Here is a 12,677-nt window from a genome sequence, read left to right on the forward strand (position 1 = left end):
GTTAAGGTACATATTTCTTGTGTGAAACTTTGCTTGATAAGAATCTATATTGGAGATGAAAGATATGATAAATATAAATAAAGCCCAAAAGCGGACTGTATTCTCACGAATAAATACCCAGACGTCATCTAATATTTCTTTATGGGCCGGAGGAATTGCTTTTACTTTTCTTTTTGCTTTACTGGCTTATGGATTAGCGAAAGTCCCGGGATTCGATCATATTGGTCCACTAGCCTGTTCAATTATAATAGCAGTCATTTATCGTCAAATTTGGGGGTACCCTGAAAAAATAAGATGTGGAATTGAGTTTTCTTCTAAAAAGCTGTTGCGCTATGCGATTGTTTTATATGGACTAAAGCTTAATATTGATGTTGTTATTCATCACGGGTTAGGATTGGTGCTTCGCGATGTGGGAACGGCTGTATTTGCGATTGTTTTAACGGTTTTTCTAGCCAAATGGATGAAGGCTGATAGCGGTTTATCCCTTCTTTTAGGGATAGGAACAGGAATATGCGGTGCTGCAGCTATTGCAGCTGTTTCTCCAATTGTAAAAGCAAAAGAAGAAGATACAGCTATCGGAGCTGGTGTTATTGCTTTAGTGGGAACTCTATTTGCGATTGGGTATACCATTTTAAGACCTTATATACATTTAACGAATATTCAATATGGAATTTGGTCAGGCGTGGGCCTCCATGAAATTGCGCATGTAGCTCTAGCTGCAGCACCGGCTGGACGCGATGCCCTGGCTATTGGCCTGTTGGCTAAGTTAGGCAGAGTGCTCTTGCTTGTGCCATTAAGCTTTATCTTAATATACTGGATGAAGCGAACAGGAAAAACTGAAAAGGATACGAAGATTGAATTCCCTTGGTTTTTAATAGGCTTTATAATTATGAGTATTTTTGGGAGTTATGTCGTTGGTAAGCACCTTATAATACCTAAAACGATCATGAATAATATTTCAACTCTAACTACCTTTCTTTTAACAATGGCTATGGTCGGATTAGGGTTAAATGTAAGCATGAAGGCTCTTCGAACAAAAGCATTAAAGCCGTTGATTGCGATGTTTATTACCTCTATACTCTTATCATTCCTTACATTTTGGATGATGTAAAGACAAGTAAATTAGAATGATTAAGCAACAGCTAATACTTCTTATACAACTGTTAATGTGGAAAAAGTCTCTTATTTCTCATGTTTTGAATCTCTTCCCAAATTTATCGATTAATTATAGAGCACTCTAAACCTATAACTTAGATACTAATGGCAGTTCCCTCCTTAATAAACAGTTTCACTTAAAAAACAACCTTTTTTGCAGTAGGTAGTGATGTAATAAAGGTTGTTTTTGTATATACTAGGGGTTGTACTGCTGAACTTGGTGTTGTTTTAAGAGCATCAATCGGATAAAAAGCCGAAGCATCTCCTACCCATAAAATACAGTAAAGCAGAGACACATGTAGAAAATACATTGACGCCTTTGAATCAGTCATGGTATAAACACAGTAGGAGAGTTTAGTGCTTAAAAGCATAAAAGCGATAAAGTTTAAAATAATACATAAATAGACTACATAGGAGGAAATCACTATTATGGAACATAATAGCAAAATTATAGACTGTACCATTCGTGACGGAGGTTTAATTAATAATTGGGATTTTAGCGTTGAATTTGTGCAAGACTTATATAACGGCCTAAGCGCAGCCGGCGTTGAATATATGGAGATTGGTTATAAAAATTCACCTAAGCTTCTTCAAGCAACTGAGCCCAATCCATGGAGATTTCTTGATGATAACTTTCTCAAAGAAATTATCCCTGAGAAAAAGTTCACGAAGCTATCTGCCTTAGTAGATATTGGTCGTGTAGATCCGAATGACATCCTGCCGCGTGAACAAAGTATGTTAGATATGATTCGAGTGGCATGCTATATTCGCGAAGTAGATAAAGGCTTAGAGCTTATAAAAATGTTTCACGATTTGGGCTATGAGACTTCACTTAACATTATGGCACTATCTAGCGTACCGGAAAATCAGCTTATTGAAGCATTTGAAATGGTAAAGAAAAGCCCCGTAGATGTTGTATATATTGTTGACTCCTTTGGAAGCCTAGACCCTGCGGATATTGAGCATCAAGTGAAAAAGTTCCAAGCTATGATTCCTAGCAAACAGCTTGGGATCCATACGCATAACAACATGCAGCTAGCTTTTGCTAATACATTAACTGCGATGCGTAATGGCGTTACATTCCTTGATTCATCTGTTTATGGTATGGGGCGTGCAGCTGGTAACTGTAACACAGAGCTGCTTGTTAGCTACATACCAAAACCAAGCTATGAAATGAAGCCGATTCTTGGAGTAATTGAAAAGCATATGCTTGAAATGCGTCAAAAGTGGGAATGGGGCTATATTATTCCTTACATGATTTCTGGTGTGCTGAATGAACATCCACGTGTTGCTATGGCTTACCGTGATAGCGAGGATCGTGACAAATTTGTAGATTTTTATGACAAAGTAACGTCTCCAGAAGTTACTACGTCTCCAGCATTAAAATAAGTTAAAATGCTAAAAGTACCTCTGTTAATGGGGGTACTTTTTTATTATTATACAAAAACCCCATGATTGGATCGTATATGCATAAACTTTGATGCCCTCGACCTCGACAATTAGCTAAATATAAACAGTCGTACTCTTCTTAAACTATTATTTATGTATATACACCGGCGTTCCAATGGGAACTGCAGAGGAAAGTTCTAGAATATCTTCATTGTCCATTCTGACACATCCATGTGACATATCTCTGCCAATAGAAGCTGGATCATTAGTCCCGTGTATTCCATATGTAGGTTTTGACAGTCCCATCCATAGGGGGCCAAATACAGCTGGAGGGGTAGTATCTTTATTAATAATTTTAAATTTTCCAGTTGGAGTTGGAGTAATCATTTTCCCTACAGCAATAGGATATGTCTTTACTAATTTAGCTCCATCATATAGTTTTAATTGATGCTGCTTTATTGAGACATCTATCCTTTTTGCCATGGTAGTACCTCCAACTTCTTATAAGTTACTATAAATAGAATTTTTTTATTGTTAACAACGTATATCGAATAACTATTAACTAAAAAATATTTAAATTGATTCAGAAAAATTAGTGCTATTTATACCGTTCTAATAGTGAAAAATTTCTTTAAAAGCCAAGGTCCTGGCGTAAATCCAAGTGTTAATTGCCAAGCTCCTATTGCTTGCAAACCAAATTTACGAACTAACACCATTTTTTCACTCATGCTTCTTACATCTTCAAACCATACTTCATGCATCTGCCCCGCTTGATCTCTATACTGAAAAAATGGGGATTTATACTCCTTAGAATATTGGATGGGCGACTGATATCTCATCGCTGTTTTAATCGCATTTTGATTCGATATAGCAGATGCTACTGTGCCAGGCCTGTAAGGAATTGACCAGTTATATCCATACAACGGGACTCCAATGATAAGTTTTCTTCGAGGAATACTTTTTATCGCGAATTCTATTGTTCTTTGTACTTCAGTAATAGGTGCAACAGGCCCTGGTTCGCTGCCTGCATGATGCCAATCATATGCCATAATGAACATATAGTTAACAACTGCACCTATTCCCCCGTAATCATACCCTTTTAACCAAGGAATATCTTCGCTTGTCTTGGCTGGAACCGCTATGGTCAACACGTATCCTGCAGGTTTTAAACGTTCACCCAACTGACGTAAAAATCCTGTAAAAAGATCTCTATCCTCGGCCTTTACACGTTCAAAATCAATATTCACCCCTCCGTATCCTTTTCTAGATACTAAATAAAAAATATTATTAACAAGATTGTTTCTTGCCTGAGGATTATTTAAAACTTGATAGGCAAGATCAGAACTAAATCCTTCAGAAGTTAGATTAGTAATCGTAACTAACGGTGTAACTCGGTTTTTCCAAGTCGTTTCAATCGCTACTAAATCGTTTAAATCATTCATAATATCTCCATTGCTGCCAAAATGATATTCAAAAATAGAAATGGACGAGGAATAAGTTGCAAAATCAGTAATTAAATTGCGATCTAATTCTGGATTTCGAACAGCATAGTATTGCAGTGTACCTGCAATGTAGTTGGATATGTTAGGGATTTTTATTTTCATTCCCACCTGCAAATAATTATAATGAACTGAAGAATTAACCCTTTTTAATTCTTCTAGAGATACATAAGCTTTTTTAGCAATGCTGCTCATTGTATCACCAGGTTGAACTGTGTATACATAAGAAGCTATAAGTAAGGCCTGACCTGGAACAATATTCGTTTCTTCTAACCCATTTACACTTCTAAGCTGTGCAATGGGATAATCATATCTGCTGCTTATTGAAGACAGCGTATCACCAGGTTGAACTATATGAACAAACATGTTTTCTCCTCCTATGTACTCTTTATCGAATTATGTTTTATTTCGTGATAAGTTTAAAGAAGCCATTCAATAAATGTATATGAGGATTGTTTGTTTATATAACATAAAGGAGGCATTTATAAAACAAGCCAAATGGTTTTCTTACCCACATGAAAACGATGGATTATTCCTTCTACACAGAGAAATATTGAATATGAGCAAAACTAGTATAACAACTGATGTTGGATCATAAAGTAAAGGTAATTAAAAGTATAGTCTAGTTGTACAATTCTGCTGAAAAGGCAGCCACATATGTGGCTGCCTTTTTTAGCCTTTTATTTTCTTGAAGACTCTATGCCTTTATACATCCAAAACATCGTTTTTATCTTTGGGTTGCTTGAAAGGTTGGTAAAAAATACTGAAATATATTGCTACTATGCTAATAAAAACTGTTAATATCATTGAGATAATTAAGGATGCGTCTAATAACAAAATGAACCCTAATCCGGCTATGGAAGTAATAGTAGAAAGTATTGTCCATGTTGAAAATGTTTCTTTCATACTTAACCCAAAATATTCTTTAATCATCCAAAATCCTGCATCATTAACATGTGAGCAAATTGCACTTCCCGCTCCAGTTGCAAGAGTTACTAGGGCTAAATTAGCATCGTATTGAGACAGCATTGGAATAACTAATCCTGCAGTGGATATAGCCGCAACTGTGGCTGACCCTAAAGAGATACGTAATAACGCAGCAACTACCCAAGCAAGTATGATAGGTGACATTGAAGTTCCTTTAAACAATTCTGCTACATAATCTCCTACACCACCATCAATTAGTACTTGCTTGAAGGCACCCCCGCCTCCAATAATTAATAGCATCATACCAATTGCAGCAATTGATGATGTACAGGAGTTCATAACTTCTTTTATAGGAGTATTTCTTGCTATTCCCATTGTATAAAATGCAAGAATTAAAGATATCAACATTGCAGATGAAGGGTTTCCTATAAGACGAATTATTTCAATCGTTGTATCATCTTCAAATCCTACTGATTTTTGAATCATATCAAGAATTGTAGATATAGACATTAATAAAACAGGAAACATTGCAGTTAATACGCTTATACCAAAACCTGGTGTTTCGTTAAGTTTGAACGTTTTTTGTTCACCTAAAGAAGCTATATTACCCGTCTTCTTGAATGCATCAGGTACGATTTTTTTAGCCATCTTAGTATATAGAGGACCTGCTATAATGACGGTTGGTATTGCAACAATAATACCGTAGAGTAAAACTAATCCAATGTCAGCACCATACTCACCAGCTATGACTGTTGGTCCTGGGTGTGGGGGAAGGAAACTATGAGTTGCTAATAAAGCTGCAGCCATAGGAATACCTAAGTGCAAGATAGAGGCTCTTAATTCTTTCGCAATCGAAAATACAATTGGGATTAATAAAACTAATCCTACTTCAAAAAATAAAGCTATACCTACAATAAACGAAGCAACTACAACAGCCCACTGAATTCTTTTTTCTCCAAATTTGTTAATTAGAGTCATGGCGATACGCTGAGCTCCCCCTGCGTCAGCAATTAATCTACCAAGCATTGCACCAAGTCCAAATATTAAAGCTATATGACCAAGTGTACCTCCTAATCCAGCTTCAATGGATGTGACAACCTTTTCCATAGGCATTCCAAGTGCTAAAGATACAACAAAAGATACAATTATCAATGAAACAAATGTATTTAATCTAAATCCAGTAATCAAAATTAGCAACAGAATAATCCCAATCGCTACTATAAATAATGGCATGATATACCTCCAAAAAATAATTAAAATATTTTTACTTGCTCCACTTATTGAAACACTAATTTTATATTTTAATTAGTAAGTAACTCTAGGACGCTTATGCTATTTTGTTTACTAGTCATAAAGTACAATTATTCGAAAAAAACGCCCTTTAGTAAACGCTTTCAATTAAAGCCCTAAATATTTTTAAATTAATATTAATAGGTTAATTCTGTACTAATGTTTTTTCTTTGTCTAATGCTTCTACGCCTGCTTTTAGAACCTTAATAATTCGATCTGTGTCATAGATATTTCCACGCCAGGTTCCTCCACTGACTGATTGAAGCGCAGCCCACAAACGAGTATCATCTGGAAGACCTGAATCCGGTTTTAGCTCTGGGTGAAGGTCACGTTCTTGTAAGGCTTTAGTTGCTTTTTCTAAAGAAAGTCTTGTATTCTCAGTTCCAACAAAATTAACTGAACCCACTAATTGATTACGGTCGATAATGATTTCAATTATGTCTCCATCACGCAATTTTCCGATTGGTCCCCCAGCTAATGCCTCAGGTCCAATATGTCCGATACATGCACCAGTAGAAACACCAGAGAAACGCGCGTCTGTAAGTAAGGAGACATGTTTTCCAAAAGACAAATGTTTTAATGCCGATGTTAGCTGATAGGTTTCCTCCATTCCGGTTCCTGAAGGACCACCGCCCATAACCACCATTATATCTCCTGCTTCTATACCCCCTGTTTTAATCGATTTTATGGCTGCTTTTTCTGAAGTAAAGACCTTTGCTTTTCCCGTATGTCGATATACTCCGTCTTCTCCTACCACAGATGGGTCAATAGAAGTTGATTTAATTACTGCTCCTTCAGGGGCAATGTTTCCTTTCGGAAATGTAACTGTGGAAGTTAGACCTCTTTCTTTTGCTTTAGCTGGATCCATGATAATATCATGAGGATTGATTCCATCAGCTTCTAACAATTGTTTTTTCATCATTGCACGTCTTTCCGATTTTTCCCACCAATCGAGGTTTGAACCAAGAGTTTCTCCAGTAACTGTTAGTACATCTTCATGCAAGACACCTAATTTTCTCAAATGAAGCATTACTTCCGGTACTCCACCAGCTAAGAAGACTTTAACAGTTGTATGGCCTACAGGACCATTTGGTAGTACATCGACCAAACGAGGAACTTTTTTATTGATTCTAGTCCAATCTTCAACGGTAGGTATCTTACAATTAGCTGCATGAGCAATTGCTGGAATATGAAGTAATAAATTTGTTGAACCCCCGAAAGCTGCATGAATGACCATAGCATTCTCTATAGCTTTATCTGTAATTATATCTTTGGTGAAAATCTTTTTCTTCTCCATTTCTAAAGCCGCACGTGCTGATTGCTTAGCCATCTCCATCCATACTGACTGGCCTGAAGGTGCTAGCGCTGAGTGGGGTAAAGCCATTCCAATTGCTTCTGCAACAACTTGAGAGGTACCAGCTGTCCCAAGAAATTGGCATCCTCCTCCTGGTGTAGCACAAGCACGACATCCAAGGTCAGCAGCTTCTTGCAAAGTAATTTCGTTGTTTGCGTATCTTGCCCCAATTGTTTGAATCTTTCCTGCATCTTCTCCATTTGTAGGTGGAAGAGTAACACCTCCAGGGACAATGATAGTTGGCAAGTCATGCATTGATGCCAGAGCTACCATCATTGCTGGAAGACCTTTATCACATGTAGCTACTCCAATAACTGCCCTGCGAGTAGGCAATGAGCGAATTAATCTTCGATAAACTATAGCCGCGTCATTTCGAAAAGGAAGGGAATCAAACATACCAGCAGTTCCTTGGGAACGCCCATCACATGGATCGCTTACGAACCCTGCGAAGGGCACGCCACCTTGTCTACTGATCTCTTGGGCTGATGCCTTCATTAATAAACCTATTTCCCAATGCCCAGTATGATAGCCTAATGCAATTGGAGTACCATCATGATTCCTGATCCCACCTTGAGTACCAAGAATTAGAACTTGTTTTCCAAGTAGATTTGAAGGTGCCCAGCCCATACCAACATTTTGTGATAATCCAAAAAGGTCACCACTTGGTGAATCTAGCAACATTTCGGGTGTAAGTGGGAGTGAACCATCTGCTCCCTTCGAATGAGTTTGAATTTTATAAAGAGATACATCCTCTTCGCCAAATATGGATTGCAATGACATATGTATTCCTCCGTTAATAAGATTTTTTATTAAAAAAGATATATTTTTATGTTGCTCATACCATCTTCTATTAATTGGAGAATATAGGTTCCTAGAAAAAAGCATCTTGCATTAATAATTTATGAAAAGTTTTTCTGTACCTAATACTTGACCAAGTATTTGTTTTACTTGTTCTTTCTTTCCTGCACTAAGTACGCGAGCTGGAGCGATCATGTTTGTAGAAATTTTTATACCCCTTAAAGAAAGGGCTTCTTTAATTACACTTACAAAAGGCTTATCTATTTGATATAAGGATAATAAACCTGATAATAGACGATGTGCTTCAATTGCGCGAGCATAGTCTTTTTCCATAAAAGATTGATAAATATTTATAGAAAGCTCTGGTGCAAAATTTGCAGTGCCGGGAATGGAGCCATCTCCACCGAGAGATAACGTATTTAAAAAATGATCATCATATCCTGAGAAAACAGCAAAATCAGGATGGGCAGCCTTTACAGTTAAAATCATTTCCCTTGTATGAGAGACTGCATCAACGGTTTCTTTAATGCCTACAATATTAGGATAAGATTCGACTAATTTAAGAACAAATTGCGGCGATAAATCTTGGCCTGTTAATGCTGGGAAATTATATAAAAGGGTGGGCATATCTACTTTTTCAGCAATTTGAGCAAAATGCTGAAAGAGATTATCCTCGGATAACGGCCAATAATATGGGTTAATAACTACGATTCCATCTGCCCCTATTTCTTTTGCATGCATACTTAGTGAGATAGTCTCTTTTGTGCTTGGAGTACCAGTGCCAATTAAAACTGGCAGACGTCCATTTACATACTCAACTGCAAATTCTGCTACTTTCTTCCTTAAAGAAGTTGACATTTGACTAAATTCTCCGCCCGACCCTAAAAAAAACAGCCCATTTACTTTAGAATCAATTAGAAAGTCAATTAAATTTTTCATTCCTTTTTCATCTAAGCATTCATTTTGATCTACTATTGTAGAGACAGGCGGAATTACCCCATGAAACCTTGTTGTTTTTTTCATTATATTTCCATCCTTTTAAAATTTAATAAAAACAAATTTTTTAAGCTCATATAAAAACTTAACTTAATTGTTTAAATATAATTTTTTGTATTTTGGCAAAAAGATATAAGAGATTACTATATCTTCTATTTGTTAAGAATTGACTTTCTTCTAATAAAGGGTCTCTTTAGATACGTATAGTAGCTAGAATTGTTTCTTTTTAAATGCTTTAATTAACAAGAATTTAGTTATTATTGGCTAAGCAATGTTATTATAAATCCTTGCTTAGCCTCCTTAATATCACATTATTTATAATCATTTTATTATTCTACTCTCTCTTGAATAGGGTTTTTCACTAAAAACCAATAACAAAGTGCTGCACACCCTGCAATAATACCACCTGATATGAAGGCAAGAGAGTAAGATCCAGTCTTATCTACAATTAAACCTGCTATAAAGGGTGAGAGTGCACCTCCAAAATAACCTCCAAAGTTTTGTATAGCGCCTACAGATGCAACCATAGAAGGAGGGGCAATATCACCAGCAAGCGCCCAAGCACTTCCTGTAATTGCGGAAATAAAACAAAGTGCCAGTGTGAATAAAGTTATTTTCATAGCAAGACTATCCACAAAAGGAACAAAAATCACCACAATAGCAGCTAATATAGCACAGATACTAATTAGCGCACGTTTTGCCTTAACTGGAGACGTTATGCCCTTATCTACTAGTTTTTTTGTAAGATACCCTCCAAAAATAGCACCAAATATTCCACCCACCCACGGGATACTTGCATAAATGCCTAGCTCTTGAAGCGTAACCCCATGCACTTCAACGAGATATAGAGGAAGGAAGACTAAGAAGATATTCCAAATCCAAATGGTACAGAAGAATCCTAAAATCATTCCCCAAACAGTTTTGTATTTAAATAACGATCTCCATTTAATTTTTGAATTTACTAGGTTTTCCTCAAAGCCAGCACCTTCTGATTGAATATATTCAAATTCTTCTTTAGAAAGTTTTCTGCTATGTTCAGGGTTTTTATAAAAAATCCAAAAAGCAATACTAAATAACACTCCTGCAATACCAGTAATATAAAATAATGATCTCCATCCAAAAGCCAACATGATTGCGACTAAAAGAGGAGGAGCAATAGCAGGACCCCATTTCGATGACGAATCCCAGAGGCCTGTTGCAAATCCTCTTTCTTTCTTTGGAAACCAATAAGATGTTATTTTTGCACCTGTTGGCCAGCAAGGTGCTTCACCAGCCCCTAGAAGTAACCTTACAATAATAAACGAAGGTAGCTTATTAAAAAGTCCCATCATAAATGTAGCTCCACTCCACCACAAAACTGCAATTGAATATATCTTTTTTGTACCAAAACGATCAATTAGCCAACCAGCAGGAAGTTGCATTAAAGCATAAGACCATGAAAAAACTGTACCTAAAAGTCCTATATCTGTTTTTGTTAAATGTAACTCTTTCATCATTTGCGGAGCAGCAATGGATAGATTTGCCCTATCTAGGTAGTTGATAAACCCACCTATAATTAACCAGATTACAACCGTCCATCTCCAATTTTTTTTTGGTGCAGTAGAAAGCACAGGCTCTTTAGTTTGAATTTGCATTTGTTTATCTCCTAATCAATTAAAATAGATGAAAACAAACGAAGTGGTAGTTATGCACCTCCTTATCATTATTTGATTTCATACAATGATTAAAGAAGGGAGTTACGGTTTTACAAATACTGTTTTAATAGAAGTAAAGAATTCAATTGCAGCTTGGCCTTGTTCACGAGAGTGAGAGCTAGATTGTTTCATTCCACCAAACGGTGCTTGTAATTCTACCCCGGCAGATTCTGCATTAATGCGCACGAGACCAGCATCCATCTCATTTACGAATGAAAGCATACGCCCAATTGATTTCGTAAAAATGGAAGCACTCAGTCCAAACTTTACATCATTTGCAACGTTTAATGCTTCTTCTAACGTTTCAACTTTCATAAGGGCAAGTACTGGACCAAAGATTTCCTCTTGAGCGATAGTCATACCACTAGTCACGTTTTCGAATATAGTAGGCTCCATATAGAAACCATCAGCCAAATTCCCTTCATCTAGGCGCTTACCACCATAAACTAATGAAGCCCCTTCTTGGATACCTTTTTCTACGTAGGCAAGTACCGTGTTAAGCTGGTCTTCACTTGCACAAGGCCCCATCCAAACATCTTTTTCGAGGCCATTTCCAACTTTTATTTCTTTCACTTGTTCAATCAGCTTTTCTTTAAACTCATCATAAATTTTACTTTGTACAATTACACGACTTGTAGCTGTACATTTTTGTCCAGTGGAACGTAATCCTCCACTAATAGTTGCCTCTACTGCTTGTTCAATATCGGCATCGTTAGCAACGATAACTGGATTTTTCCCGCCCATCTCTAATTGATATTTTGCACCACGTTTTAGTGCGCCTAAACCAACTTGTTTACCGACTGCATCAGACCCTGTAAACGTAATCCCATTAATATCTGGATGATCAATAATGCCTTGTCCGATAACAGAACCAGAACCCGTTACCATATTAATCACACCACGTGGCAAACCTGCCTCCGCAAAACATTCCATAACTTTTGCAGCAGTAACTGCTGCTTCTCGAGCTGGCTTCAAAATAACAGTATTTCCATAAATGAGAGCAGGAGCAATCTTCCAAATAGGAATAGCTACTGGGAAATTCCAAGGTGTAATAACACCCACTACCCCAAGAGGAGCACGGGTTGTGTACATAAATGCTTCAGAGTCTGTTGAAGGTAGGACATCTCCCACTTTTCTTAGACCTTCTCCTGCATAGTAGCGAAGAATTGCGACCCCTCTTGCAGTTTCACCTTTTGCTTCTAGAAATGTTTTTCCCATCTCGCGGGTCATTGTCTTTGCTATTTCAGCTAGGCGCTGCTCAAGCATATTTGCTACTTTATACAAATATTCACCACGAGCAGCCCCGGACAGTTTATTCCAGGAAACCTGAGCTTTTTTAGCAGAAGCAACAGCGCGATCTAAATCTTCTTTTTCAGAATGCTGTACATAACCGACTACATCATGTCGATTAGCAGGATTAGTACTGCTATCCACTTGCTCCACAGAACCCGTTACCCATTCTCCATCAATATAGTTTAAATACATTTTCTCTTCTGTTGTTATATTCATCATATTTCCCTCCATATTATCTGAATCAAAAGTTAATAAATTCATAAATTTCTGATATTTAAAATC

Annotated in this window: 9 protein-coding genes; 2 read left to right on the top strand and 7 right to left on the bottom strand. The window is 36.9% G+C overall.

The window, feature by feature from the left end; genetic code table 11:
- The first annotated feature begins 64 nt into the window (after positions 1–64).
- Both SB717_RS00255 and SB717_RS00260 read left to right on the top strand, forming a co-directional pair.
- On the top strand, positions 65–1,111 hold the full coding sequence (locus tag SB717_RS00255) for a YeiH family protein (protein ID WP_410902938.1): 1,047 nt from the start codon (positions 65–67) through the stop codon (positions 1,109–1,111).
- 473 nt (positions 1,112–1,584) lie between these two features.
- A complete protein-coding gene (locus tag SB717_RS00260; protein ID WP_410902939.1) occupies positions 1,585–2,544 on the top strand; it encodes an aldolase catalytic domain-containing protein in 960 nt (319 codons plus the stop codon).
- A gap of 147 nt (positions 2,545–2,691) precedes the next feature.
- Here SB717_RS00260 and SB717_RS00265 read toward each other — a convergent pair whose 3' ends face one another.
- The 7 genes from SB717_RS00265 to gucD form a co-directional block, all read right to left on the bottom strand.
- Positions 2,692–3,027, bottom strand: a complete 336-nt coding sequence (locus tag SB717_RS00265; protein WP_013056432.1) for a L,D-transpeptidase — start codon at positions 3,025–3,027, stop codon at positions 2,692–2,694.
- Between the two features lie 119 nt (positions 3,028–3,146).
- A complete protein-coding gene (locus SB717_RS00270) occupies positions 3,147–4,409 on the bottom strand; it encodes a glycoside hydrolase family 18 protein (protein ID WP_410902940.1) in 1,263 nt (420 codons plus the stop codon).
- Positions 4,410–4,748: 339 nt separating this feature from the next.
- A complete protein-coding gene (locus SB717_RS00275; protein WP_251462154.1) occupies positions 4,749–6,203 on the bottom strand; it encodes a GntP family permease in 1,455 nt (484 codons plus the stop codon).
- A gap of 202 nt (positions 6,204–6,405) precedes the next feature.
- On the bottom strand, positions 6,406–8,394 hold the full coding sequence (locus SB717_RS00280) for a YjhG/YagF family D-xylonate dehydratase (protein WP_410902941.1): 1,989 nt from the start codon (positions 8,392–8,394) through the stop codon (positions 6,406–6,408).
- 111 nt (positions 8,395–8,505) lie between these two features.
- Positions 8,506–9,435 (bottom strand): dihydrodipicolinate synthase family protein, encoded by a 930-nt coding sequence (locus SB717_RS00285; RefSeq protein ID WP_410902942.1) that lies wholly within the window; start codon positions 9,433–9,435, stop codon positions 8,506–8,508.
- A 302-nt stretch (positions 9,436–9,737) separates the two neighbouring features.
- A complete protein-coding gene (locus SB717_RS00290; RefSeq protein WP_144646370.1) occupies positions 9,738–11,042 on the bottom strand; it encodes an MFS transporter in 1,305 nt (434 codons plus the stop codon).
- A gap of 102 nt (positions 11,043–11,144) precedes the next feature.
- On the bottom strand, positions 11,145–12,611 hold the full coding sequence (gene gucD, locus SB717_RS00295) for an alpha-ketoglutaric semialdehyde dehydrogenase GucD (protein WP_144646445.1): 1,467 nt from the start codon (positions 12,609–12,611) through the stop codon (positions 11,145–11,147).
- Positions 12,612–12,677 lie beyond the last annotated feature (66 nt).

Origin of the sequence: Priestia sp. SIMBA_032, assembly GCF_046535215.1 — a bacterium.
Taxonomy (GTDB): Bacteria; Bacillota; Bacilli; order Bacillales; family Bacillaceae_H; genus Priestia; species Priestia aryabhattai.